General features: G+C 39.3%; 21 protein-coding genes and 1 pseudogene. 12 read left to right on the top strand and 10 right to left on the bottom strand.

All coding sequences use genetic code 11. From position 1 onward, the window contains the following. Positions 1-234: 234 nt before the first annotated feature. A complete protein-coding gene (locus ACUXV0_RS01420; RefSeq protein WP_446191273.1) occupies positions 235-2658 on the top strand; it encodes an outer membrane beta-barrel protein in 2424 nt (807 codons plus the stop codon). A 49-nt stretch (positions 2659-2707) separates the two neighbouring features. Next, positions 2708-3031, top strand: a pseudogene (locus tag ACUXV0_RS01415) (outer membrane beta-barrel protein); the annotation flags it as partial. Positions 3032-3099: 68 nt separating this feature from the next. Here the strand turns inward: ACUXV0_RS01415 and ACUXV0_RS01410 are convergent. Continuing rightward, the gene (locus ACUXV0_RS01410) at positions 3100-4050 is read right to left on the bottom strand and encodes a YheT family hydrolase (protein WP_446191272.1); all 951 of its coding nucleotides are present in this window, start codon (positions 4048-4050) and stop codon (positions 3100-3102) included. Further along, positions 4050-4307: a DUF202 domain-containing protein gene (locus ACUXV0_RS01405; RefSeq protein WP_446191271.1), complete on the bottom strand. Its 258-nt coding sequence runs from the start codon at positions 4305-4307 to the stop codon at positions 4050-4052. Before ACUXV0_RS01405 ends, ACUXV0_RS01410 begins: the two co-directional genes overlap by 1 nt. Positions 4308-4418: 111 nt before the next feature. Between ACUXV0_RS01405 and ACUXV0_RS01400 the strand changes: the two genes are divergently transcribed. After that, positions 4419-5318 (top strand): cation diffusion facilitator family transporter, encoded by a 900-nt coding sequence (locus ACUXV0_RS01400; RefSeq protein ID WP_446191270.1) that lies wholly within the window; start codon positions 4419-4421, stop codon positions 5316-5318. Here ACUXV0_RS01400 and nagA read toward each other — a convergent pair. Beyond that, the gene (nagA, locus tag ACUXV0_RS01395) at positions 5315-6424 is read right to left on the bottom strand and encodes an N-acetylglucosamine-6-phosphate deacetylase (RefSeq protein WP_446191269.1); all 1110 of its coding nucleotides are present in this window, start codon (positions 6422-6424) and stop codon (positions 5315-5317) included. The two genes, ACUXV0_RS01400 and nagA, sit on opposite strands and share 4 nt — an antisense overlap. A gap of 2 nt (positions 6425-6426) precedes the next feature. Further along, positions 6427-8322 (bottom strand): hypothetical protein, encoded by a 1896-nt coding sequence (locus ACUXV0_RS01390; RefSeq protein ID WP_446191268.1) that lies wholly within the window; start codon positions 8320-8322, stop codon positions 6427-6429. A gap of 116 nt (positions 8323-8438) precedes the next feature. Here ACUXV0_RS01390 and ACUXV0_RS01385 point away from each other — a divergent pair, with 116 nt between their 5' ends. Together ACUXV0_RS01385 and ACUXV0_RS01380 are read left to right on the top strand one after the other, a co-directional pair. After that, complete coding sequence (locus ACUXV0_RS01385; RefSeq protein ID WP_446191267.1) at positions 8439-10631, top strand: heavy metal translocating P-type ATPase; 2193 nt, start codon at positions 8439-8441, stop codon at positions 10629-10631. 121 nt (positions 10632-10752) lie between these two features. After that, positions 10753-10959, top strand: coding sequence for a heavy-metal-associated domain-containing protein (locus ACUXV0_RS01380; RefSeq protein WP_446191266.1), 207 nt, complete (start codon positions 10753-10755; stop codon positions 10957-10959). 43 nt (positions 10960-11002) lie between these two features. Here ACUXV0_RS01380 and ACUXV0_RS01375 read toward each other — a convergent pair whose 3' ends face one another. Together ACUXV0_RS01375 and ACUXV0_RS01370 are read right to left on the bottom strand one after the other, a co-directional pair. Beyond that, positions 11003-11659 carry a hypothetical protein gene (locus tag ACUXV0_RS01375; protein ID WP_446191265.1) on the bottom strand — a complete coding sequence of 219 codons (657 nt, stop codon included), beginning with the start codon at positions 11657-11659 and terminating at the stop codon, positions 11003-11005. Between the two features lie 97 nt (positions 11660-11756). After that, a complete protein-coding gene (locus ACUXV0_RS01370; protein WP_446191264.1) occupies positions 11757-12629 on the bottom strand; it encodes a helix-turn-helix domain-containing protein in 873 nt (290 codons plus the stop codon). A 164-nt stretch (positions 12630-12793) separates the two neighbouring features. On the opposite strand from ACUXV0_RS01370, the gene ACUXV0_RS01365 reads away from it, so the two are divergent. From ACUXV0_RS01365 to ACUXV0_RS01335, 7 genes are all read left to right on the top strand, one after another. Beyond that, entirely contained in the window at positions 12794-13384 is a 591-nt protein-coding gene (locus tag ACUXV0_RS01365; RefSeq protein ID WP_446191263.1) for a hypothetical protein, read from the top strand. A gap of 404 nt (positions 13385-13788) precedes the next feature. After that, positions 13789-17586, top strand: a complete 3798-nt coding sequence (locus tag ACUXV0_RS01360; protein ID WP_446191262.1) for a hypothetical protein — start codon at positions 13789-13791, stop codon at positions 17584-17586. A gap of 319 nt (positions 17587-17905) precedes the next feature. Beyond that, on the top strand, positions 17906-18634 hold the full coding sequence (locus ACUXV0_RS01355) for a hypothetical protein (RefSeq protein WP_446191261.1): 729 nt from the start codon (positions 17906-17908) through the stop codon (positions 18632-18634). A gap of 64 nt (positions 18635-18698) precedes the next feature. Then, positions 18699-19364 (top strand): NAD-dependent epimerase/dehydratase family protein, encoded by a 666-nt coding sequence (locus tag ACUXV0_RS01350; RefSeq protein WP_446191260.1) that lies wholly within the window; start codon positions 18699-18701, stop codon positions 19362-19364. Beyond that, on the top strand, positions 19364-20185 hold the full coding sequence (locus ACUXV0_RS01345; RefSeq protein WP_446191259.1) for an MBL fold metallo-hydrolase: 822 nt from the start codon (positions 19364-19366) through the stop codon (positions 20183-20185). Before ACUXV0_RS01350 ends, ACUXV0_RS01345 begins: the two co-directional genes overlap by 1 nt. Before the next feature lie 57 nt (positions 20186-20242). Further along, complete coding sequence (locus ACUXV0_RS01340) at positions 20243-20704, top strand: SRPBCC family protein (protein ID WP_446191258.1); 462 nt, start codon at positions 20243-20245, stop codon at positions 20702-20704. Positions 20705-20807: 103 nt separating this feature from the next. Continuing rightward, the gene (locus ACUXV0_RS01335; RefSeq protein WP_446191257.1) at positions 20808-21836 is read left to right on the top strand and encodes a serine hydrolase domain-containing protein; all 1029 of its coding nucleotides are present in this window, start codon (positions 20808-20810) and stop codon (positions 21834-21836) included. A gap of 52 nt (positions 21837-21888) precedes the next feature. Here ACUXV0_RS01335 and ACUXV0_RS01330 read toward each other — a convergent pair whose 3' ends face one another. The 4 genes from ACUXV0_RS01330 to ACUXV0_RS01315 are packed head-to-tail and all read right to left on the bottom strand — an operon-like array spanning position 21889 to position 25324. Further along, the gene (locus tag ACUXV0_RS01330; RefSeq protein ID WP_446191256.1) at positions 21889-22239 is read right to left on the bottom strand and encodes a heavy-metal-associated domain-containing protein; all 351 of its coding nucleotides are present in this window, start codon (positions 22237-22239) and stop codon (positions 21889-21891) included. Positions 22240-22250: 11 nt separating this feature from the next. Beyond that, positions 22251-22595, bottom strand: coding sequence for a heavy metal-binding domain-containing protein (locus ACUXV0_RS01325; protein ID WP_446191255.1), 345 nt, complete (start codon positions 22593-22595; stop codon positions 22251-22253). Positions 22596-22606: 11 nt separating this feature from the next. Continuing rightward, positions 22607-23161, bottom strand: coding sequence for a helix-turn-helix domain-containing protein (locus tag ACUXV0_RS01320; protein WP_446191254.1), 555 nt, complete (start codon positions 23159-23161; stop codon positions 22607-22609). Next, the gene (locus ACUXV0_RS01315) at positions 23162-25324 is read right to left on the bottom strand and encodes a TonB-dependent receptor (RefSeq protein ID WP_446191253.1); all 2163 of its coding nucleotides are present in this window, start codon (positions 25322-25324) and stop codon (positions 23162-23164) included. Positions 25325-25334 lie beyond the last annotated feature (10 nt).

The raw sequence follows: 25334 nt of genomic DNA, 5'->3' as shown, positions 1-25334 counted from the left end.
GACTTTCTAACTCACTAACATCATTCATAACTCTAAAGGGCCATCCGGCCCTTTTTACGTTTTTTAACATTTTATTTCATTAGGCACTGCAACTATTCACACTATACTGCCATCTACTCACACAAACCACTCAACCAAAGATTCAAACCACTTGTGTATTAAACATTACCTTGCAATGCATAATACCCATACCTTTGAATCGTCAAAAAGGACTATTACTTATAAAAACAAAACATGAAAAAGCTATTACTCTTTACATTTATCGTGCTCGTTGGTTTTCGATCACAAGCACAAACATCCGGAAAAGTAAAAGGAATCATTTTAGATGATCAGTCTGAGGCTCTTCCGTTCAGCAATGTTCTCCTTCTAAATACTTCTGATTCGAGTCTGGTAAAGGCAGCGGCCACAGACATGGATGGCGTATATACTTTTGAGGAGATTAAATTTGGCAGTTATCTGGTAAAAGCCAGTATGGTTGGTTTTAATGATTTCTTCTCTCCGAAGTTTCAACTAACAGAAAGTACGCCTACCATGGAATTTCAACCGATCAAGCTTGCCACGCAAACAAATGAGTTGGCGGAAGTAACTGTTACAGCCAAAAAGCCTTTCATTGAGCAGCAGGTTGATCGTACGGTGGTGAACGTAGAAAACAGCATTGTTAGCAGTGGGAATACGGCACTTGAAGTACTTGAGAAAGCCCCTGGAGTGACTATTGACCGTCAAAATGATGCTCTCAAACTTAAAAACAAGAACGGGGTTTTGATCATGATTGATGGCCGTCGAAGTTACCTTTCTAATGATGCATTGATGCAAATGCTCAATAATATGACCAGTGATCAGATCGCATCCATTGAGATCATCACCAATCCATCTTCTAAATATGATGCTTCAGGTAACTCCGGTATCATCAATATCAAACTGAAAAAGAATAAAATGTACGGTACTAATGGTACGTTCTCATTATCGGTAGGCGACACTTATCTGCCAAACAGTACTGATGACTTATATCGAGGAAGTACCAACCTAAGTCTGAATCACAGAAATGAGAAGTTTAACATTTTCGGTAACCTTAATGCCGGAAGAAACGCCTGGTATAACGATAATACTTTGATGCGAAGCACAAACTTTGAAGGCTTAAGAAGTGAGTTTGATCAGGTATCACAAAGAGCAGGAAAAGGCATATATACTTCGGCTAAACTTGGAGCAGACTTTTTCGCCACAAAGAAAACCACCTACGGTATCATGCTCGATGCCAACAAGTGGGATGGCAATATGGTGAACCTTGGAGTGACCAAAATTTTAGAAACGAAAGATGGTATCAGCACTAGCAGCTCATTAGAGCCATTCTCTGATCTGGAAATGGACAACTGGAACGTTACCGCCAATTTCAATATCAAGCATAATTTCAATGAAAACGGCAAAGAATTTACCTTTGATGCAGATTACAGTGGCTTCAGAAATTACGGCTTCCAGAGCTTCAACACAGCCTTCTTTGATGGAAACGGACAACCAACTTCTAGCTTGATCCAACGAAATACAACACCATCAGACATTGATATTCTCGCTGCTAAATTTGACTTTGTTATCCCTACTGAAAGCAAAGTAAAAATTGAGTTTGGAGCAAAAAGCAGCTTTGTAAAAACAGATAATAACTTCCTTTTTGAAGTACAGGAAGATGGTCAATGGCTCGTAGATGACGGCAAAACGAATCACTTTATTTATAAAGAACTAGTAAATGCCGCCTATTTCAATGTGGGCAAACAATGGGATAAAATTGGGATTCAGACAGGTCTGAGAGCAGAACACACTATTTCAGAGGGTAATTCTGTAACGCTTGATCAGGTAGTACCTAGAAATTACCTCAACCTCTTCCCTACTATGTTCCTGAATCAAAAGATCAATGATAATCATGCTTTGAGATATTCATATAGCAAAAGAATCGGTAGACCAAACTATCAACAGCTGAATCCGTTCCTTTTCTTCCTGGACCCTTATACTTTTGAGAAAGGTAACGAATATCTGAAGCCTCAATTTACTGATAATGTAGAGCTGACGTACACCTTCAAAAACGCCGTCAACTTATCACTCGGATACGCACATACCAGAGATAATATGTTTGACGTGATTGAACAGGATGATGCCACAAGAATCACCTTCCAAACAGAAACAAACCTGGAAAAAGTAGAGAATTACTCAGCCAATTTGTCGTTCCCTATCCCGGTTACCAAATGGTGGAACATGCAGAATAATTTCAGCTTCTACTATGATCGTTTCAGAGATAGCGACCTAAGCGGAGCTCCTCTTGATGAAGGACAAGCAGCTTATAACTTCTATACCTCCAGTACGTTCAGTCTAAAAAATGGCTGGTCTGCTGAAGCCAATATGTGGTACAATTCTCCTCAGCGTCTAGCGATCATTGTAACAAATAAGCCTCAATACGCCGTAAATGTGGGCGTTCAGAAGTCAATTCTCGAGAAAAAGGGTAAATTGAAGTTAAATGTGAATGACCTCTTCCTAACCTCTTTCTTTAATGGAGACATCAACTATCAGAATGTTGATTTGGCCATTACTAATAGATGGAGTAGTAGAAGAGCAACTTTAACCTTCACATACAACTTCGGTAACCAGAATGTGAAGGCGAGCACAAGCAGCTTATAACTTCTATACCTCCAGTACGTTCAGTCTAAAAAATGGCTGGTCTGCTGAAGCCAATATGTGGTACAATTCTCCTCAGCGTCTAGCGATCATTGTAACAAATAAGCCTCAATACGCCGTAAATGTGGGCGTTCAGAAGTCAATTCTCGAGAAAAAGGGTAAATTGAAGTTAAATGTGAATGACCTCTTCCTAACCTCTTTCTTTAATGGAGACATCAACTATCAGAATGTTGATTTGGCCATTACTAATAGATGGAGTAGTAGAAGAGCAACTTTAACCTTCACATACAACTTCGGTAACCAGAATGTGAAGGCGAGCAGAAGAAGAAGTACCGCTGCTGATGACTTGAAACAAAGAGCAGGTGGTAATAACTAATTAAGAATCATACAGTTTATAATAAGGTTTATCGGAAAAACACCTCTGCCAGATCAGGGGTGTTTTTTTTAGTTTAAAGCCATTTCTAAAGCTAGTCGTTCTGTAAAGGAAAACTCCTGGCCTCGTTCCATAAAACCTACATGACCACCTTTATCAGTGATGAGTAATTTGACAAAATCGGGAACATTATCAGGCCTATCATAGCATTCCTCACCTAAAAAAGGATCATTTGCAGCCTGAATAATAGTGGTAGGTACCAGAACATTCTTTAAAAGTGGCTTGGCTGAAGCTTTCTCATAAAAATCTAAAGCACTTTCATAACCATGAAGGGGAGCGGTATATGTACCATCAAAGTCTTCAAAGTTTTTAATCTTCTCAAAGTAGTTTTCAAAGTTCAAATGCGGATGCTCAGGAAATCGTCTGGACTTCTCCTCGATTTTAACAGCAAGCTTTTTAATAAAACGCTTCATGTAAAACTGTTTACCGTTTTTTTGTAATTCACGGACAGAAGAGTACAAATCAAGTGGTACTGAAGCCACCATAGCTCCACTAACCTCTTTAGGTAATCTCTGTGGAAATTCCCCTAAAAGTCTTAAGGTCAAACTCCCCCCCATACTGTAGCCGGCTACAAAAACCTCTTCATACCCTAGAAAAATAGCGTATTCCAGAACATAACGAAGGTCTTCTGCATCACCGTGATGGTAAAATCTTGGCAAACGATTAGGCTCACCACTGCAGCTGCGGCAATTCCAACCTAAACCATCAAAACCGTTTTGAGCAAAAAGTTTAATTAACCCGGTAACGTAATGCCGGCTAGAGTCGCCTTCCAGACCGTGGGTGACCAAGATGAGCTTCTTACTCCCATTTTTAACCCAATCTAGATCTACAAAATCACCATCCGGCAAGTCTATTCTCTCTCTCTTATAAGGGACTTCAATCTTACGGTACAGACTTGGATAGATGGTCTGAATATGACCATTAAACTGATAAAGTGGTGGGGTGATATTAATTCTCTCCATCAATAATAACCCTCAATATTTCTTTTGACTTTGATCCATCTGATGATACCAAGGATCAGGGTAATGGGGAAAAGGCCGAGAAAGATGAAACCTACCCATCGTACATCCTCGAAATAATCTAGTTTTAGAAAAGTGAGGCCTGTGGCCAGAAAAACGAAGGCTGTTCTGAAGTAAGCCAGAAACGTTCTCTCATTGGCCAGTTTGGTACGTTCTATTGCCAGCCAATCACGAAGAATAAGGTCTTTTTTCTCTTCCATGGCCTCAAAGTTATATGGTTTTGACTAGCCGAACTAAAAAAGATTGGTTCAGATTGCAGCCCTATTGCAGTGCCATAGCCTTTAACTTTGCCCGCATCAGAATTTTACGAAATGGCACATCACCATCATCATGCTCATTCTCATAGCCATGGCCACAGTCATCAAACTGAAAATATCAGCACTGCTTTTTGGTTAAACTTAAGTTTCACCATCATAGAATTGATCGGTGGATTCTTCACGAATTCAGTTGCCATTCTATCTGACGCCTTACATGATCTTGGCGATAGCCTCTCGCTAGGTTTAGCTTGGTATTTTCAGAAAAAAGCAGGCAAAGGGAGTGATCAGGTTTATACTTATGGTTATGGACGCTTCTCGCTGGTAGGTGCACTAATTAATTCAATTGTACTTATTGTAGGGTCTATCTATATGCTTTCAGAGGCTATTCCAAGAATTCTTAATCCTGAAGCCAGCAATGCCTCAGGTATGCTACTTCTGGCACTTCTAGGAATCGCTGTTAATGGGGCTGCTGTATTGAAACTTAAAAAAGGGGATAGCCTGAACGAAAGAGCCGTGATGCTTCATTTGATGGAAGACGTTCTGGGCTGGGTAGCTGTTTTGGTAGGAAGTATCATCATGTATTTCACTCAATGGTATATCATTGACCCTATTCTCTCGATTGGAATCACTATTTACGTGCTTTATAATGTTTACGGCAATTTAAAAAGCGTCTTTAGAGTCATCTTACAGGGTACTCCAGAAGATAAAAACATTAATAAACTCAAAGAACTTTTGATACAACTGAAAGGTGTCGCTGCCATCCATGATCTACACCTTTGGACAGTAGATGGACAAAATAACATCATGAGCTTGCACGTCAAGTTAGACCCAGCAGCAGACCGTATTAAAGTGAAAGAAGAAATAAGACACGAAATGCACCATGAAGGAATTCAACATGTGACTATTGAGCTGGAACTTGACGATGAAGATTGTGGTATGAAAGCACCATGCTAAAGAAGCATATTGAGTGATTCAAAACGTTCAAGACTTTCGTCAAAGACCGTAAAAACAGCGGGATATCCTACTTCAACCTTACTTAGTTGATCAATCATACCCAGTGCTTTTGCAGGTCGCACGGTAGCCATATCTATGGCCTCTTCCAGTGTAACGCCAACTTCATGTACCATATTTTTCACTGCCTCCCCCATAGAAATAGCCGAACCAGCCAGATTTCCCTCTGAGTTAAGGTATTCACCATTCTTTAGCTCAGCATCAAATTCCTCCCACTGAAAACTCATCTTTTTACGGCCCAAAAATAGGGCATCAGAAATAATGAACAGATGTTCTCCTTTTGCTTGATAAGCTGCCTTTAAGGCACCATAATGTATATGCTTTCCATCAGGAATAACAGGGCACCAAACATGAGAATGTGCAAGTGCAGCCCCTACAAGACCCGGCTTTCTGTGATGTAAACCACTCATGGCATTATAGAGGTGCGTGACCAAATTCACGCCAGATTCAAAACCCTTCTGAGCCTCTTCAAAACTTGCATTGGAGTGCCCAAATGAAACTGTAATCCCTTTCGATTGAATCTTTCTGATTTGTTCTTTAGAGAAATACTCGGGAGCAATCGTCATCAATTTTATGATTCCTTCACCTGCCGAAATGATCTCATTTAATTCATCATCTGAGGGTACTCTGACATATTTTTCAAGATGAGCTCCCCTCTTCAATGGATTTAAAAATGGCCCTTCAAGGTGCAACCCAAGTACTCCTGATGAAGGATTCTCTTCCAGAAATTGCTTCATTACGGCTATGCCTTTCAGAATATTCTCCTTTGAAGAAGTGATCAATGTAGGCAACACAAAGTAGGTTCCTGTTTTGACAGAGCTTTCAAAAATATCTTGAATGGCTTCTGCTGAGTTACTTTGGGTCAGATAGTGTTCTTCTCCACCATTGATATGAATATCAAAAAAAGCGGCAGAAAGACAATCAACGTCGGCTTCACCCTCAAATAACTCAACCTTCTTTATACGACCGTCTTCATAAAAGATTTCTTGGTTCTCAAGGATTTTACTTTCATAAAACAGTTTTTTGGTTTTTATGCTTTGCAAAGCCATAACTACAATTTTACGCGTACTACAGAAGTATATTCTCCAAAAACCTCAATCTCTTTGACCTGGCTACCTATTCGAACCCTAACCATTTCCTTTTTCAAAGGATGATTCCAGGCATCATAAACCAAGACCAAAGCTTCCTTTTTATTCTCGGCATATTTTACGGCCACCAGCGGTGTATGATCATATAATGAAAATGAGGGGAGTCGCTGATCCCCTTCCGTAAAACGCTCCCCTTCTCGGGCAGAGGAAACAAATTCCCATTTGGTATTGGCCTCAATAATGTCCTTATTTTGACTTACAGACCACTTCCCTCCTTCCCATCGGTCAATGTTCTGATAATTTTGAATGGCATATTGACCTGTCATTTGAGATCCGAATTGCGTGGCAATCTTCCTTCCCTTGGCATCAAAAACTTCAGTAGATGCTCCTAAATAGCGTTTATCATCTGTTCTGCCGTAAGGCTCTGACCATAGTTCTCCGCCATCACAAAAAGCAAAAGCCCAAACGGCTGCATTATGCATAGCTGACGGAAAAACCATGGGCTTAATTTTCTTCACCAAAGCCTCTCCTTTGGCTCCTTCAAACCATTTATCGGCCATCATAAAACCACCTACATACTCTTGATGATGCCACCACATCAGCACACTTGGTTTATTAGGCTGAAACTTCTTGTTCATCATGTGCTGCATCACCAAATGATGCATATACCCATAATTCGTAGGGTAATTCAGATACCCTCCGATATAATTGATATCGGCATTGTCCTTGTAAAAAGCATTGGTGTAAAACGGACTACCTTCGGATAGTTGACCATACCATTGATCTAAATTGCCCTTAAAATTCAAATCCTTGGTGAGTTGATATTTGTAATTATTTCCTTCAATATTTACTCTATTGATCCCCATTAGCCCATGCGGCCAGATGGATAAAGTCTTTTGAGGGTATGTTTTTCGCCATAGCTCCAAGGCTTTATGAAGCTTCTCTGTACCTGGCCCATAAGGAAAACGAAGAGCCTCCCAGTTCAGTACCAAGTGGCCTACGTTTGCATGACGATCTATCACATAGGTTTTAAAATTTCGCAGTAGCGTTCTTTCATCCACCTTTTTGAGCCAGTCATTGACCACCTCCTGCGTTTGTGAATATGCCGGCGGAGCACCACTTTTATAAAGCCACTCGTCATAATCATATCCGATTCTTTTTTGCGGCGGAGCACTAAAAGCACCATAATAAGAATAACCTTTTGCCAAGGCTTTGCTCTGCAGATCATTGGCCGTGAAAAAGCTCGTAGCTCCCCATTTATTTGACGGCAATTGATAATCGGGAAAAGTTTCTAAATATTGAGGCAAGTGAGATGACGGATCTCTTTGATAAGAATCAGGCATAAAAAAGTAGGTTAGATCGCCATCTGTCCAGCTTGTACGCTTTTTTGCTCCTTCTGGTACGTACAAATAATGCTGTACAAATGTACCCGCCTCCCAAGGTGGCATACGCTTCATTTGAATGATAAGTGGAGCAAAATCAAAGCCTCTCATATCTTCCAGACTAGCTTCTTCCAGCTGAAATTGATCTACATCATTATGATGTTCGGTAGCCCAGAAAACCACTTTCTTTTCATTACTCCCAGGTAAAAATTGTTCATTCCACAGCGGATCTTTCACTTTCAGTTCCTCTGATCCTTCAAATCGTAGAACCGAAAGAGGCTTTAAACCTTCTTTGGTATAACTTACCTCTCCCCTAACATTTGCATCCTGACTGTTTAGTGGGTCTTTTTGAAGCCGAAGACCAGATGAATTTGTTAGACTTTCTTCCTTTGCGGTCTGTCCGTTTACCTTTTCGGTGTTTTTGCAGGAGCAGCCCATAACGACTAAAAGAAGAAATGAAGAAACTAGTTTTTGCATACGCTAAAATACGTTGAACCCGATTTTTGGTTGAGGATTCTATGAAGCTTTGAAATTATATAAATCATAACGAATACTATATAATCAATGAGACGAAGGTCTCCGTAAATTTGAATATGGATAAGGAATTACAACTACCGGTGATGGGAATGTCTTGTGCGGCATGTGCAGGTAGCGTAGAGAAAATTCTGAGAGATACACCTGGTGTACTTCAGGCAGATGTCAATTATGCTAATGAAAAAGCCAGCATTAAGATAGACCCCGATAAAACCAATGTGGAGCTACTGCAAAAGCAAGTTCAGGCCATTGGTTATGATTTATTTATTGAAGAAGAAAAGGCTGAAGAAAAAGTAGAACAGCTCAAATCTGAGAAGCTGGCAAAGGCGAAAAAGAATTTGATTTGGGCGGGCATCTTCGCGGTGCCATTACTGATCATTGGTATGGCCGGTATGCATTGGCCATACGCTTCTTATATCATGCTCGGTTTGGCTACGCCAATACTTTTCGTTTTTGGTAAAGACTTTTTCATCAATGCATGGAAACAAGCCAAAAACAGAAAGGTCAATATGGATACCTTAGTAGCCTTAAGCACGGGTATCGCCTATATTTTTAGTCTTTTCAATACCTTTTACCCCCGTTATTTTAGCGACCGGGGTATAGAGGCACATGTGTACTACGAGGCAGCCGGCGTTGTGATTTTCTTCATACTTATTGGTAAGTTTTTAGAAGAGAAAGCCAAAAGCGGCACTTCGGCGGCATTGAAAAAACTGATGTCTTTACAGGCTAAAGAAGTGACAGTCATCAGAAATGCCGAAGAGCAGACCATAGCCATTGAAGAATTGATAAAGGGAGATCTCGTGATTGTTAAACCGGGTGAAAAGATCCCTGTAGACGGAAAGGTCAAAAAAGGCGAATCATATGCGGACGAAAGTAGCATCAGTGGCGAGCCTGTTCCTGTATTAAAAACAAAGAAGGCAGAAGTGTTCGCTGGTACTATCAATCAACATGGTAGCCTTAGAATTCTGGCTCAAAAAATAGGCAAAGACACTTATCTCTCACAGATCATCAAAAGTGTGGAAGCTGCTCAGGGCAGCAAGGCTCCTGTTCAAAAAATGGTCGATAAAGTGGCTTCTATTTTTGTGCCTACTGTCTTGGGCATCGCTCTTTTGACGTTAATTGTTTGGCTTATTTTTGGCCCAGAGAATAAGCTGGCTTTAGGGCTGGTTTCTTCACTATCAGTTCTGGTTATCGCTTGTCCTTGTGCTCTCGGTTTAGCTACACCAACTGCCATTATGGTGGGTGTTGGAAAAGCGGCAGATCGAGGAATTTTGATCAAAGATGCCGAGAGTCTGGAGGCTGCTAAAGAAATTGACGCTATCATTCTGGATAAAACGGGAACCATCACTGAAGGTAAACCTTCAGTGGCTCAAATGCAGTTTTTCACTGATGAGGAAGAAGCTCTGAAAATCCTCAAAAGTCTGGAGGGGCTTTCTGAGCATCCTCTGGCCAAATCCATAGTTAATCACCTCAAAACAGTTTCATCTATAGATATCTCTGGTTTTGAGTCTATTACAGGAAAAGGCGTAGGTGGAGTCATTAATGAAAAACACTATCTCGCTGGCACACCAGAATTAATGTCTGAAAACGGTATACATCTGGAAAGTGAACAAAAGAACTTGCTCAAAAACTGGCAGGAGGATGGTCAAACCGTCATATTCTTAGGTGAAAAAGGTGAAAAGATTCTCGCCATGATCGGCCTGAAAGACCAGATAAAAGCGAGTTCAAAAGAAGCCATTAAGTCACTTCAAGACAAAGGTCTGGAGGTTATTATGCTTACGGGTGATAATGAAGGAACGGCCAAAGCCGTAGCCACAGAAGTAGGACTTCATGAATATCAAGCCGGATGCTTACCTACAGAAAAAAGTGACTACATCCAGAAGTTGCAGAAGGCGGGCAAAAAAGTAGCGATGGTAGGCGACGGCATCAACGACTCAGTATCGCTAGCCCAAGCCGATTTGGGAATTGCTATGGGTTCCGGGGCAGATGTGGCCCTGGAAGTCGCCAAAATGGCCATCATCTCAAACGACCTTATGAAAGTGCCTGAAGCACTGAAAATAGGAAAACAAACCATGAAAACGGTCAATCAAAACCTTTTCTGGGCCTTTATTTATAATGTTATCGGAATCCCCTTAGCTGCTGGACTGTTATATACTATCAATGGCTTTATGATTAATCCCATGATTGCCGGCGGAGCTATGGCTTTCAGTTCGGTGAGTGTGGTATTGAATAGTTTGAGGTTGAGGCGTTAAAGTAGGAAGTTGGGAGAAAGGAGTATGGAGTTTTAAAGTTAGATAACCCAAAAAATCCTACATCTCTTGTCTAAAGTCTATTGTCTCAAATCTCATGTCTAGAATCTTAATTTAAAAAAAAATGAAACAACAATTCAAAACAAACATTAACTGTGGCAACTGTATCAAAACTGTCACACCATTTCTAAACCAACTCGATGAGGTGGATGGATGGAAAGTAGATACTGAAAACCCAGATAAAATTTTAACCGTCGAAGGCGACGACTTCACTGCTGAAGAGATTATTCAGACTCTGGACAAGGCCGGGTTCAAAGGAGAGAAGGTTTAGTCTTTTGCCTCTTCCTCAACAATTTGGAAATTCAATTACTAATTTAATACGTCATCACTATAAAGAGCTGCTTTAAGGCTAGTGTAGCCAGAATCACCAGATAGGGCTTATAATTTCTTCCGTGTTTACGGTCAAAGAAAAGCAACACTGCCACCAGTAGGTACACACAAAAGAAGCATATATGGATGGCCATTATTGGGTGGATTTGAAATAAGTTTGGGCCAATTCTTCCAGCTATTGGACCTAGAAATACGAATGCCGTACCTATCATATACCGCATATGCTTGGCCACATCATTCTTAAAGTAAATGGCCAGTGCGTAGAAGAACACCAAAACCACACAATCAGAAATGGGCAAATATGCCAAAACTTCATGATCTGACTGAAATATTCTGTTAATGGGCTGTATACAGGATAGAATGGTTAAAGGAAAAATAACATATGAAGCACGACCCAAAAGCCTATGATTCTTGTACTTCCCAGACCTGATAAGAATGGGCTGAACAATCAAAAGGCCTATCCACGATAAAGAAAGCAGAACATGCAAATGATCAAAGATCGAAATCTTACTCTGCGATAATGAAGATCGCTTCAGCTTAAAGTCTGGAAAATGCTCAAAATAGGTTTTATAAAATGCTACAAAAACCAAGAGCAGCAGAATGAACATGGCCTGTCCGGCGTATTTATATCCTTTTCCCATTATAACAGTTTGTTTAGTTCGTCCATTTTTTAAAATCGACTGCAAATTAGATTGGGAAGTGCATATCCTGTTTTTCTTAAAAGTCCTGTTTTTTTTCTTAGCGGTTTGCCTGCTCTGATCGGTATTTCACCGGGGAGCTTTTGTACTTCTCCTTAAACACTCTACTGAAGTGAGATACATTCTTAAAACCAGAATTTAAAGCCACCTCGGCTACGCCCTGATCTGTGGTCTTTAATAAAATACTGGCATGATCCAGCCTCTTGGTTGTCAACCACCTACCTGGTGTTTCACCATAATGTGACGCAAAGTCTCTCTTAAATACCGATAGACTCCTGCTGCATAAATGGGCATACTCTTCCAGAGTAAAACCATAGGCGTAATTTTTCTCCATCACCTGCCAAACCGGCGGCCTTCCTTCATTTTTCAGAAGTAGGATATAAGACAATAATTGCTTATTCTGTGGATTGGTCAAAATACTCAAAAACAGCTCTTTAAACTTTAATTCCAGTAGCTTTTCTGAGTGGTCAGAATCATCTGAAAAGTAAGGAATCAAACTTTGAAAATAAGCCTCTGTCAACTCATCCAGCTCAATTTTGATAAACATATCACTGGAAGTTTCCGGCAAATTATCGGTAGGTAGATCAGAGATAAACTCTCGGGCAAAATCGATCAAAAACTGATCGGGAATATGAAAGGCCAGCACCTTCCAATTTTGAGCATCTGATAACTCCTGCACATAAGCCGACTTACGCTGAAAGTACGAAGTTCTGGGCGTCACTTTCCATGCTTTAGCTCCCTGATGTAAGGTTCTTTCCCCTTCCAGCGAAAAAGCGATCAGATTAAATTGGTTGTACAGATTGATCAGCCTCTCAATCTGCGGGCACTTATAATACACAAAAAGTAAGTCCTTTACTGACAGCTGCTTAAAGGTGTCTGGATTGGCTAAAATATCCTTGTAGGCATTGATCATTGTTACACTTTAAAGAATAAGTTAGACAAAATATTCAAAATTGATTGAGATTAGTTGCACTTCTCTCGAAGGAATCCTCAAATGCTGAGTTATTGAAAATCAGCTCACTTGCGGATCAGTCTCAAATGATATAGAAATTCAGTATATTGATAAAAACCCCTTTTATGAGAAACTTTTATGTCTTTTTGTGTCTTCTAGCTGGCCTCAGTTCTTGCGTAAGTACTTCTTTGGTAAGAATTCCTGCCAATTCTTCCGTTGAAATTGATTACCCGGCTTATGATGCCTACATGGCCTCTTTGTCTAAGTCTTCCCCTGAGGGAATCGCGGTGGCAGTACTCTCCAAAGAAACCGGTGAGCAAGTCAGAGGTTTTGGCCTAAACGGCAAAGCCAACGTGATGGTAGAGGCTGAGAACAAGTTAGTTTTAACCAACGACTCCCCTTCTGAGGCCGTCATTAAATGGCAGGTAGAGGAAACTGAACGTTGGGAAGAAAAAGATGACCGCACCTATGTAAGCTTCTCCTTGCTGAACAAAAGTGCACAGTCCATACCTCTGATTATACCGACAGTGATGAACCCAAACCTATCCCCTTTCTCTAAAAGCGGTGTTGATTTAGCCATAGGTCAAAAGATTTACTTCAAATACAAAGGCAAAAGATATACCCTACTCACCGTAGATCGTAGTATCGCCGATGGAGCAGAACTGGAAGTTGATAAAATCATCAAACGACGTAAGGAAGAATTAAAGCTGAAGTAGAGGGTCATTCAGCTGCAGAATTTCATTTATATGGCTACCCAAATCCTCCTACGTATACACCAACACGATTTCTCAAAATTCGCTACACTCCTGTCTAAAGAGTTATTTGACATCCTCCCATTTTTTCATAGCTTTGGTAATAAGTGAATTACACAACCATGAAAATTAATTTGAATACTATTACATCTGTACCACATGATTTTAAACCCCATCAAATGAATTGTTTTTGAGGATGTGAAGTTTGTTTCTTCTTCCTAAGAACTCTGCCTCATTTTGATTTAGAATACTTTTTTAAATCATGCAGATAACGTGGATTAAGGGCATTTGCATTTCTAACAGAAAGGATGTTTACGTAAATCAATAGATTTTGTACTACTAATAAAAGAACAGGCCAACCAATACAAATGAAACTAGTAACCAGAGACAATATAGAAAGTTGGGCAGACACTACATTTTCAAAAGCTGCATTACCTTATCTAATTTCAAGGTTAGTTAGGGCAACTACGCCTGCAAGTACAAAAGCAAACTTACCTTCAGGGAGTGCAACATACATTGGTGGGTGGGATGGTATCGTTAACTGTGAGTCTGAAACTGCTTACGTACCAAAAGGGACTTCTTTATGGGAGTTTGGTACAAATTCAGATATTAAAGGAAAGGCAGATAGCGATTACAATAAAAGAAAGGGTAATCCAATTGGCTTCACTCCAAAGGATTCTGTATTCGTATTTGTTACTCCGAGACTTTGGTCAAAAAAAGATGAATGGGTCAAAGAGAAAAAAGCCGAAAACCACTGGAAAGATGTAATTGTATATGATTCTATAGATATTGAACAATGGCTCGATATTGCTTTATCCGTTTCACGTTGGTTTGCAGCACAAGATGGTGTAGGCACTTATCCTTTTGATGGGATAATGACAGCAGATGAATTTTGGGAAGAATGGTCTATTGGAGCAAAAGGCTTGGTTCTTTTACCTGAAAGCATCATTGCAGGAAGGGAGTACGAAAAGAATCAATTACTAACAACATTGCAAGGAGACCCAACAATTAAAGGAATAAAGGCATCCACTAAAAATGAAGCAATTGCCTTTATTATAGCAGCTGCAAAAACTTTCCCTGTTGATGACTCTGATAGGTTTTTCTCTAAAGCTCTCATAATAGATACCGAAGGGAATTTTAGAGGTGTTAGGATAAATACAAACACTTCTTTAAACCTCATACCAAGATTTGATGAAGCACAGCCACTTTACGCTGCTGTATCAAAAGGGCATCACGTTTTAGTTCCTTTAGGTGCAGATGATGATTTTAATCAAGAAACTATTACCCTTCCGACAATTGATAGAGACGGTCAAATTAATTCACTTATTAAAAGTGGAGTTTCAAAAGATGAAGCAGAGAAATTTTCAAGAGAATCAGGAAGAAATATTACTATTCTTAAAAAACTTCTTGGGTTTCCTTATAATAAAGCAAAATGGTTTTTTAAGGAGGATATTCGAGAAATCATACCAGCATTATTATTAGGTAGATGGAATGAAACTTTTGTTGGTGATATTGAGATAATAGAACAATTATCAAATCAAAAATATGCCGATTATTTAATCACTCTCAAAAAATGGAAAAATTTTGAAGAATCACCAATTATTCAAATTGGAGAAACTTGGCGTTTAACTTCTCCCTTAGATTTATGGACAAATCTATCAACCCACCTTACTGAAAATGATTTTAAAAACCTTCAACAATGTTTTTCACAAGCATTAAAAAATGGTAATCCAATTATTAAACCAAAGGATGAAAACGATTTTGCAGCCAGTTTTAATCAAAAGAGAAAATATTCAAATTGGTCAAGAGAAGGCTTAACTCAATCACTAATTCTTGTTGGCCGCTTGGGTGATAGCATCAATATACCGAACCTTAATAAACCCCAAAATTGGGTAGATAACATAGTACTTGATTTATTATATAATGCAACTGGAGAAACTTGGGTTTCTGTAGACCACGAATTACCTCTTATTTCTGAAGCCTCACCAGATAGTTTTCTAAAATCAGTGAATAATTCCTTAGTTAAGGAAAAACCTGAAATAATGGAAATGTTTGAAGAAGAAGATGGTTTTCTTCACAAAACAAGTCACCATACAGGTTTACTTTGGGCTCTTGAAAATTTAGCTTGGTTACCAGAATACCTTAGAGACACAAGTTTAATTTTATTGCAACTCTCAAGACTTGACCCTGGTGGTAATTTATTGAACAGACCATTAAATAGTATTACGGAAATTTTTAAACCGTGGCATTATCAAACTCTAGCATCTTATGATGAAAGAATGGCTGTCTTAAAATATATTACAGAGCGAGAACAAGAAACAGGTTGGTCATTGCTTATCCGTATGCTCCCCAAACATCACGGTGTTGCTCATCCTACTCATAAAATGCGTTGGAGAATGTTTGATAAAAATATCAATCTAAAATATACGTATCAGGAAATTTGGGATACGCATTCAACGATAATTGAAATGCTTATTCAGCTTTTTGATTATGATGAAAATAAGTTCTCCCAGTTAATAAATGAAGTTACAAATCTTAGCCCTGAAGATAGACATAGGGTTTTGTCTTGGGCAGATGAGGTTTGCTTAAAAGTGGAACAAAAGAGTTTCACAACTTGGGCTACCATAAGAAAAATATTAAATCATCATAGGTCCCATCCCGATACAGATTGGGCATTAACTGATTCAGAATTGAAAAGGTTGGAAGACTTGTACAATAAACTTGAGCCAACTTCTACCTTAGAGAAATACATTTGGTTGTTTAATGACCATTGGCCTAAGTTTCCTGAAGGATTGGTATATAAGGATAATGAGTTTGAGAAACGTCACGAACAACAGCAAAATAGAGTTGATGATGCAAGAAAAAATGCAGTAATAAATTTTATTTCGGAATTAGGTTTAGATAAAACTTTAGAACTCAGAAACGAAATATCTCAATTATGGGCTTTTGGCTATGCTTTGGCAGATATAATTTCTAAACAAGAAGATATTTTTACCGTCAGTAAATGTCTATATGATGAAGAAAGTAAAGTAACCTTTGTTCATAGTTTTATTTACCGTAAATCTATTAAAGAGGGTTTTGATTGGGTTAAAAACTTATTTAGTGATTTGCTAGACAAAAGTTATAGTCATCAAGCACTGTCGAATATTTTAATTCCTATTAACCAAAATCAGGAGTTGTGGGATTTCATTTCTACCTTGAATGAAGAAATTCAGAACCTATACTGGCAGAATGTAAGGCCTAATTTTTATCATATTTCAGACGATGAAAAAGTTTTTGGAATAGAAATACTTTTAACTCATAAAAGATTTTTTTCTGCAATAGCTATAGCTTCACATTTTCCTAAAGTTATTCCAACCAATCTTCTTGCAGAAATGCTCCAAAGAGCAGGGACTGAAGAGCCAAGTGAAACTACACGCTTTGATGGTTATGAAATTGAAAGAATATTTGAAGAAATAGATAATCGAGAAGATATTGAGAAATCAACTCTTATCCAGTTAGAATGGTTGTATCTTCCTATTTTAGATTCATACGGCACAAGAAGAAACCCGATAAACCTTGAAGAAGAATTAGCAAATAATCCTGTTTTTTTTATTGATGTATTAAAATGGATTTATCTTCCCAAAGATAAAACTTTATTAGAAGAGGAAAGAAAAGGAATTACAGATGAAGTCATTGAAAATAGAGCGAAACAATCATATCACCTACTTAACTCTTGGAAAAAAATTCCAGGAATGAAAGACGATAATTCTATTGATGAAGTGGAATTAAAAAGCTGGATAGACAAAGTACGTGAACTTGCTAAAAGTGTAAGCAGATTAGAAGTTGCTGATATGCAAATTGGGAAGATGTTAGCTCAATATCCTGAGAATATACCTGAATGGCCACAAGAAACAATATTTAAGATAATAGAAGAAATAAATTCAGGTGAAATTAAAAGCAATTACTCTATGGCACTTTCTAATAAAAGAGGATTTTCTTCCAGAGGTGCTTTTGATGGAGGAGACATAGAAAGGGAGAAAGCTGCCTATTTTGAAAAGTTAGAAAAAGACTTTAAAAATAAATATCCTAGCGTAGCTGAAATATTTAAAAGACTATCTGATGGTTATCTATTCGATGCCAAAAGAATGGATGATGAAGCGGAAAGACGAAAATTAGAATACTGATAGCAAGTTTCAAATCATATAATTTAAGACGCAAATGTCTTGTATTTGACTCTTTTAAAACGAAGTGGCATCTTTTTATACTTATGATTTGTCCGACGGTATTAACTTAAAGGGGATGAGGCTGTCTAACTTTTTCTATAAAATTGATGAGTAAATCTTTCCATGGATTGAGCCTTTGTTAAAAACTGAAGAAGTAAAGGCCTTTCAATTTCTACAATGAGCCTGTAATAATAGCCTACACCAAATTGATCAATAAATAGATTTCCCAATTGATATATTATTCAAACCTAAAAACTGAACATACTACCACCACCTCTAAATGAAAAACACTTCAAATCTATTCATCATCTTCTCTGTACTATTCATCTCTTGCCGGGAGAGTAAAAACTCAAAACCATCAGCCGAAATTAAAGAGGGTAAATCATGGAGTAATGAGCAATTAGGTCTACGTGCTCAACAACATTTGGATTCTAGTCAGTGGGATGTATCGTTATTCCATCAAGACATTGAAACCTATGCGGCCTATGCTGATATATTGAAGAGCTATCCTTTGAATAAATCACCTTTCCCGGTGGCTCAGTATGATTATGCTGTCGCCAGCAGGCCTTTTATCTTTGAAACAGAGCATAACATTTTAAAAGGTGTCAGAATAGGAGAATATGAAAATCCTGAGAGTGAGAAGATAATAGACAAACTTACTTTACTAGTGTTAACTAATGATAAAGATGCTGAAGAGTCTACATTGGTAGAATCCCGAAACTATCCCTATTTGACAGCTCAAGGCACTTTCACAGTAAAGAACCACGAGTATGACTGGGTATTTTCTTCAAGCCCAGATGATTATGCCACTTTGCTTCTCAATATGAAACTATTCGATCTGAGATTCGGAGAAACCGTAATCATTTTCCCACAAAAGGACGAATCATTCACCTACATCCAAATAGACGATTCACCGAATCAATATGATCAATTTGAGGACTTCAAGGAATCAGTAATGAATAATTCAAAAGTATTAGCACAAATGAGCTCAGACCATAACATCAAATAGGAAGCGAATAAATATTCTAACTCCTATCCCCTAACTTTAACTCATCACAGACGAAAAACAGCATATGAAAGTTATCATCACTGGTGCCACGGGCATGGTGGGTCGTGGGGTATTATTGGAGGCCATTGAAGATCCGAACATTACCGACATCTTATTGGTCAATCGAAATCCTATTGAGGTCTCAGACCCAAAGATTAAAGAGGTCATCTTGAAGGATTTCACGCAATTTCAAACCATCTCCAGCGAGTTAAAAGGTTATGACGCTTGCTACCACTGTATGGGCGTTTCCTCTGCTGGCATGAGTGAAGAGAAGTACACAGAACTCACCTTTGAGGTCACCAAGTCTTTGGTAGATGAACTCTACAAGCATCAGCCAAACATGGTGGTATGTTATGTCTCGGGTCAGGGAACAGATAGCAGTGAGAAAGGACGAAGCATGTGGGCTAGAGTGAAAGGCAAAACAGAGAATATGATTTTGCAAAAAGGATTTAAAGATGCCTATGCCTTCAGACCTGGGGCTATCATACCGGAGAAGGGTATTAAATCCAGAACGGCTCTGTATCAGGTAATGCTGATCATCATGGGGCCCTTTTATGGCTTGCTCAAGAAAATGAGGTCGGTAACTACCACTACTCGAATTGGCCGTGCCATGATCAATGTGGTGAATCATCCGCAGGAAAATAAACATCCCGGAGGGGCAGAAATCAATCAAATGGCAAGTCTGGCGTAATGAAATCCTTTCATAGCTTTCAGAGTGATGAGGTTCAAGCTTACAGGTTTGGTTATCAGCTTATTGGTAAGCCTCGTCTATTTACCCATATCTATTTTATTGATGGACTGCTGATAGATACCGGTCAGCATACCATGCAAAAGGAAATTCTGGCCACTACGCAAAACCTGGACATTAAGCAGATTTTCATCACACATCATCATGAAGACCATTCAGGCAATATCAAGGCTTTACAAAAACAGCATAATTGCCCTGTGTATGCCTCACCGGCCTGCTGTATGCAAATGCAAAACCCACCACCTTTGAGTTTTGCTCAAAAAATCACCTGGGGAAACAGACCACCTTCTTTTGACCTTAAGCCCATTGAGGGAGTTCTCAACACTACGAATTATAACTTTCAGCTCATCCCTATTCCTGGTCATGCCAGTGATATGTTTGCCTTATATGAACCCACCAAAAAGTGGCTTTTCTCGGCAGATTTGTTCCTAGGCGTACGCATACAGTACTTTTTATACAGCGAAAGCATGCTGCAGCAAATCGAATCCATCAAACGAGTTCTCGAGCTTGATTTTGCCCAGCTGTTTTGCAGTCATAATCCCCAACTGACCGCAGGCCGAGAGAAACTGGAAGCAAAACTGGCTTTTCTTTCTGATTTCTATGAAAGCGTAGAACACTACCACGCCAAAGGTTTTGATACCAAAGAAATCTTTAAAGCCATGAAATTAAAAGAGAACCGCTTCTTTGTACTCATCTCGGGCGGAGATCTCTCAAAAATGAATATGGTGAGGTCTGCCATTCGAGATCTTGAGAATCTGACTTAAACTTAGACAAAGCCGCTAAATCGGCTTATCTTGTATAAAAATCTAAACTATTAAGCTATGGCAAAGGAAATGATCGTTGAAAAGTCTGTAGTAATTCAGCAACCCAAACAAGTGGTTTTTGACTATTTAAAACTGGTGAAAAATGCAGATAATTTTAGTGTTTGGAACATGAATGACCCTAAGAAAAAGACGACCTATACTGGAACAGACGGCTCCGTGGGTTTTGTATACCGTTGGGAGAGTGAAGTCAGAAACGTGGGTATTGGTGAGCAGGAAATTATGAAAATTGTAGATGGCGATCTAATTGAGTATCAGTTACGTTTTGAGAAACCAATGAATAATGTTGGCGTCTCTAAATTTATCCTGAATGATGCCGGAGACGGTCAAACACAGGTGATCTGGGATTTCAGAGGCCCTACTAAGTTTCCGATGAGTTTGTTCAAAGGCTTCTTCCAAAAAATGTTGGGCAAAGACATCTCTCAGAGTTTAGAAAACCTGAAAGGCATACTAGAGAAATAGTCTAAAGCTATATCCGCACTACTTCAGTTATCTTGATAATCCTCCTTCTATCACAAATCAGTTTTGAGCCGGAAGGAAGTCCTCTACTTTTGCACGTATAGTCATGAAGTTTAAAAAAGTCTTTCAAATAGTGCTCATCAGTTCCAGTATTGTTTCTCTGTTTTTTGTCCCGTGGGGAATCCTCAGAATGTGGCTCACGCCCATGCCTGATACCTTACAGGAGCAGGTCAATCAAGCCATAGATGATGGTTTTGATGGCATTTTAGTATACGTAGATAAAAAAGGTCAGGAGCCTCAATTTTACTCTGCCGGGTGTAAAGACCGGATTTCTAAAACCCCTGCAGACCCCAATTCTTATTTTAAAATAGCCAGCATAAGTAAATTATATGTGGCAGCAGCTGTGGCTAAACTGGTAGCAAACGAACAACTTTCATTAGATGATAAACTGGCTGATCATTTACCCGATGTGGCTATAAAGAACGCTGACCAAATCACACTTAGAATGATGGTACAGCATAGAAGTGGTATACCTAATTTCACTGATGCCAGCGATTACCCCTGGGGAGACCCACCTCAAACGATGGAGGCTACCTTGAAGCTCATTGAGGGCGAATCGGCGACTTTTGAGCCAGATGCCAAGTATCAATACAGTAATACCAATTTCGTGCTACTCGGAGCCATCATGGATAGGACTTTGGGCTACTCGCATCATAAATATATACGTTCTGAAATTATTGAGCCTCTTGGCCTCAAACATACCTTCTCGCTCATGAAAGAGATAGACACAGACAGCCTTATGAGCGGGTATATGCATGGTTTTGACCATGACGCCAAAACCTTCAATTTTGTCAATCCAAGTGGTTCTATGATTTCAACTATTGAAGACACCGGAATCTTTTTGCGTGCACTAATCGAAGGCGATTTCTTTACAGAAAAAGAACAGGAGATCTACTCCTCAATTTACACCTATCATCATACAGGATTACTGCCAGGCTACCAGAGTATAGCCCGCTATCATGAAGATATGGATGCCGTCATTATTCAATTTACCAGTACCAGCGGTGGAGTTTTCTGGAACAAGTCAGAGATTATCTATGACCGAATTGTGCGTTTGGTTAGAAAGAATCAATAAAAAAGGGGTGAAGCCTTTCAGACTTCACCCCTTTACTACCACAAATTTTCCCTTAATGAGGTTTTACGTCTTTTTGACAACAGTCAGGTAACCTGTCATGAGCCTTTTGATCAGCTATAACCTCATCGGCATCATAACCGATCTTAGAAATAGCTTCCTTCAGCTTTTCAGGACTGGTTTTCTTTTCATTATACGCCACCGTTACCACTTTATCATCCAGGTTTAGTATGGCTTTCTCTACGCCTTTAGTCAGGCTAAGATCACGTTCAATTCTTTCCTTACACATCTTACATACGGCAGATGTTTTGACTTTAATGACTTTGTCATACTTGGCAAAGTCCTGAGCAGTGGCTCCAAAATTAAAGGCCATGCCTACAATTATTAATGCAATTAGTTTTCTCATTATTTTAAATTTTAATGTTCAGGATGCATTTCACTGTGCATCTCACTATGGTTTTCTTTGTGGGCTTCACAATGCTCACAATCACAATCTTCTTTAGTACAAGTCTCAGGGTCACAATCCTCCGGACATGAGTGAGCCTCAGCAGAAGCAAGAGTTAAATCCATCTTACAAACAGGGCATTTCCCTTCCTCAGCATATGTTTTATCACCTTCACATTTCATGGGACAAGAGTATTCACCGGCCTCTGCTAATTCAGTACTTTCGCTGGTGGTCTCAACCGTTTCTGATGAGGAGCTACAGGCTGCTGCAAAAATTAAAAATAAAGAGGCCAGAAGCCCTAGTTTGATCGATTTCATTGTTTTACTTTTTATAGTTTATCTAATGCTATTCTTTGGCCATTCGCTCTGAATTCAGAGGGCGTTTGACCGGTTACTTTTTTAAATTGATTTGATAAATGAGCTACGCTGCTATAATGCAATTTATCAGCTATCTCACTTATGCTTAATTCTTTATAAGATAATAATTCTTTGATGCGTTCTACCTTTTGTGCTATCACAAAATGCTCTATCGTCTTGCCTTCCTTTGATGAAAACAAGGCACTTAGGCTCTTGTAATCTTTACCAATCTCCTGCTCCAGATACGCTGAAATGGTAAACTTTTGCAATGCCTCTTCCTGATTTCTAATCAGGTCAATGATGACGTATTTCAATTGCTCCAGCAACTCCTGCTCCTTGTCTTTGAGAAGTTCAAAGCCAATACTATTTAATTGCTTCTCAAAACCCTCAGGATCTTTTAAGGGCTGTTTTAGTTTCACCAGACCCATCTCTACAGAACGTACCTCTGCACCTTGTGTCTTCAATAATTCTGACACCGAAAGAATGCAACGGTCACATACCATATTTTTGATTCTCAGTTCTTCCATTTATCTGATTCTGTATCTGGCTCCTACATAAAATCTTCTACCCAATACTGGCCCCCATATTTGCCCCGCATCAAAACTTTCAGAATATGGCTGATAAGATGAGATGATCGGATTTTCCTGAATAAAATTCGTCAAATTTTCGGCACCCAGGTAATATTCCCAGTCCACAAAGTTTCTGGCTATCTGAGAATTGATTGTACTGAAACCTCTGACTCTTTCTATTTGACCAGGTAAACGCTGCGGACCGCGGTATTGCCAGGTGGCATCAAACTTCCATTTATTATATGGCAAAGCATAGGCCAGATTTAAAAGGGCAAAACCATCAGGTAAAAATGCCATAGGCAAAAGCTCTTTTTGTTCAGAAGATCTTCCCATCGTTTGCTTAACGTTTTGCCACCTGTAAGCTGCTTTCATATCAAACCTTTCTGTAACATCTACCATCAATTCTGCCTGCAGGCTGGTAGCAAAAGACCTTTCGGTGCTATTATAAAAAAAGATTTTACCTGCCGTTTCCATATCAGCCACTTGCTGTGTCTTAAACTCACTATGGTAAGCATCTAAGATTAGAGTGGTTTTTCCTTTTTCAAAGGTCAGACTACTTCCAAAATTCCAGGAAATCTCCGTAGAAATAGGGTCCAGAAATTCCACTTCTCTGTTACTCACCAGTCTACCGTAGTTTTCTGCCAAAGGCACCGGCACACGCATCCCTTTCCCGGCAGATGCTCTGAGTGTGGTATGACTTCCTAACTCTTGTTTCAGATGTAAACGGGGAGTCACAAAAACACCGAATAAATTATGGGCATCGGCTCTCAAGCCCGCTGAAACGACAGTTTTGTCTAATTGATTATAATTGTACTCAAAGAAAGCCCCTGGTACTACCTCAGTTCTCTGTAAGACTAAGTCATTTGAGAAATTAGAAAAATACTCGTCGTATTGGTCTACCAAGACACTTAAACCCGTTTTATAAGTATGCTGTGTATTGCCGATGATATCCTGATAGATCAGATTTGAGTGGAAGGTATTTTGATCTGAATCATAGGTATTCAAACCAAAAGTGGAGTTTCCTCTATGAATACTGCCATCCATGATAAGGCCCAAACCTCTGTAAGGTGTCTCTGGAAAAAGAACCGCCATTTTATTAAAGAAAGAAAGCTTCTGCGTCTGATTGGCAAATCGATAAGCAGATCTGCTTAAAATTGGGTTAACTATCTCTCCTCCTTCTCTATCCTCTGTTAAAAAGTTAACACCAAACTGCGATCTGAAACGCTCGCCATCATATTTCCAGCGATTCAGCAAATTGATTTGATGATATTTAGGCGTGTCCATGAAGTTGTCACCATTTCTGTTGACTTCATTCTGTAATGTAGAGCCATGAGTCAATAAACCTACGGACCACTTTTTCATCTTTTTGGCGGCATGAACGTTCAGCTCGGCTCTACCGAGATCGTTGACATAAGCATTGGCAAAAAAACGTTCTGCGTGATCTGGCTTATGAAGCTCCACATTGATAGCACCTGAAATAGCTTCATACCCCAAAGCCACTGAAGACACACCCTTTGAAATATCAATGGACTGAATCCAAGTCCCGGGAACATAATTTAACCCGAAAGGTAAACTTAGCCCCCTCACGGCCGGCATTCCTTCAATATTAGTTTGAACGTATCTTCCTGAGAGCCCCATCATTTGAAGCTGACGTGCACCTGTTACGGCATCTGACCCACTAACAGAGACAGCGGCATTGGTCTCAAAACTTTCTGCCAGATTACAGCAGGCCGCCTTTGCCAATTCTTTTGATGTGATGATTTGGGTTTGTTGCGTAGCAATTCTATCCACAGCGGTAGAACTGCCTTTAACTACCACTTCATCTATCTGCTGCAAATCAGAACTTAATTCAAAAACCAGCTGAGTATTTTCATCCACCTCCAGGGTGTCATTCACAAAGCCAATAAAACTACATATTAATGTGTGGTCACCTTCCTTTTTTTGAATTGAGAATTGACCGGATTCATTTGTAAAAACGGCGTTTGAAGGGTCAGAGGCCCACCTGATAATGGCACCACTTAAGACCTCACCATTTTTCTCCATCACCATTCCTTCGATGACTTCCTGGGCTTCTGCTGTGAATCCTAAGAGCAGAAAAACCCACAATAAATTTAATTTCATATTTGATACT

It is taken from the genome of Jiulongibacter sp. NS-SX5 (genome assembly GCF_052828545.1).
Note: the sequence above shows the minus strand (reverse complement) of the source record. Positions and strands in the feature narration are given on the sequence as shown.

What these genes read in the sequence shown, in the direction of transcription:
- ACUXV0_RS01370 (WP_446191264.1), bottom strand. Translation starts at nt 12,629, where the DNA reads ATGATCAATGCCTACAAGGATATTTTAGCCAATCCAGACACCTTTAAG.
- ACUXV0_RS01420 (WP_446191273.1), top strand. Translation starts at nt 235, where the DNA reads ATGAAAAAGCTATTACTCTTTACATTTATCGTGCTCGTTGGTTTTCGA.
- ACUXV0_RS01360 (WP_446191262.1), top strand. Translation starts at nt 13,789, where the DNA reads ATGAAACTAGTAACCAGAGACAATATAGAAAGTTGGGCAGACACTACA.
- ACUXV0_RS01330 (WP_446191256.1), bottom strand. Translation starts at nt 22,239, where the DNA reads ATGAGAAAACTAATTGCATTAATAATTGTAGGCATGGCCTTTAATTTT.
- ACUXV0_RS01315 (WP_446191253.1), bottom strand. Translation starts at nt 25,324, where the DNA reads ATGAAATTAAATTTATTGTGGGTTTTTCTGCTCTTAGGATTCACAGCA.
- ACUXV0_RS01390 (WP_446191268.1), bottom strand. Translation starts at nt 8,322, where the DNA reads ATGCAAAAACTAGTTTCTTCATTTCTTCTTTTAGTCGTTATGGGCTGC.
- ACUXV0_RS01380 (WP_446191266.1), top strand. Translation starts at nt 10,753, where the DNA reads ATGAAACAACAATTCAAAACAAACATTAACTGTGGCAACTGTATCAAA.
- ACUXV0_RS01335 (WP_446191257.1), top strand. Translation starts at nt 20,808, where the DNA reads ATGAAGTTTAAAAAAGTCTTTCAAATAGTGCTCATCAGTTCCAGTATT.
- ACUXV0_RS01320 (WP_446191254.1), bottom strand. Translation starts at nt 23,161, where the DNA reads ATGGAAGAACTGAGAATCAAAAATATGGTATGTGACCGTTGCATTCTT.
- ACUXV0_RS01400 (WP_446191270.1), top strand. Translation starts at nt 4,419, where the DNA reads ATGGCACATCACCATCATCATGCTCATTCTCATAGCCATGGCCACAGT.
- ACUXV0_RS01385 (WP_446191267.1), top strand. Translation starts at nt 8,439, where the DNA reads ATGGATAAGGAATTACAACTACCGGTGATGGGAATGTCTTGTGCGGCA.
- ACUXV0_RS01350 (WP_446191260.1), top strand. Translation starts at nt 18,699, where the DNA reads ATGAAAGTTATCATCACTGGTGCCACGGGCATGGTGGGTCGTGGGGTA.
- ACUXV0_RS01365 (WP_446191263.1), top strand. Translation starts at nt 12,794, where the DNA reads ATGAGAAACTTTTATGTCTTTTTGTGTCTTCTAGCTGGCCTCAGTTCT.
- ACUXV0_RS01410 (WP_446191272.1), bottom strand. Translation starts at nt 4,050, where the DNA reads ATGGAGAGAATTAATATCACCCCACCACTTTATCAGTTTAATGGTCAT.
- ACUXV0_RS01340 (WP_446191258.1), top strand. Translation starts at nt 20,243, where the DNA reads ATGGCAAAGGAAATGATCGTTGAAAAGTCTGTAGTAATTCAGCAACCC.
- ACUXV0_RS01325 (WP_446191255.1), bottom strand. Translation starts at nt 22,595, where the DNA reads ATGAAATCGATCAAACTAGGGCTTCTGGCCTCTTTATTTTTAATTTTT.
- ACUXV0_RS01375 (WP_446191265.1), bottom strand. Translation starts at nt 11,659, where the DNA reads ATGGGAAAAGGATATAAATACGCCGGACAGGCCATGTTCATTCTGCTG.
- ACUXV0_RS01355 (WP_446191261.1), top strand. Translation starts at nt 17,906, where the DNA reads ATGAAAAACACTTCAAATCTATTCATCATCTTCTCTGTACTATTCATC.
- ACUXV0_RS01345 (WP_446191259.1), top strand. Translation starts at nt 19,364, where the DNA reads ATGAAATCCTTTCATAGCTTTCAGAGTGATGAGGTTCAAGCTTACAGG.
- nagA (WP_446191269.1), bottom strand. Translation starts at nt 6,424, where the DNA reads ATGGCTTTGCAAAGCATAAAAACCAAAAAACTGTTTTATGAAAGTAAA.
- ACUXV0_RS01405 (WP_446191271.1), bottom strand. Translation starts at nt 4,307, where the DNA reads ATGGAAGAGAAAAAAGACCTTATTCTTCGTGATTGGCTGGCAATAGAA.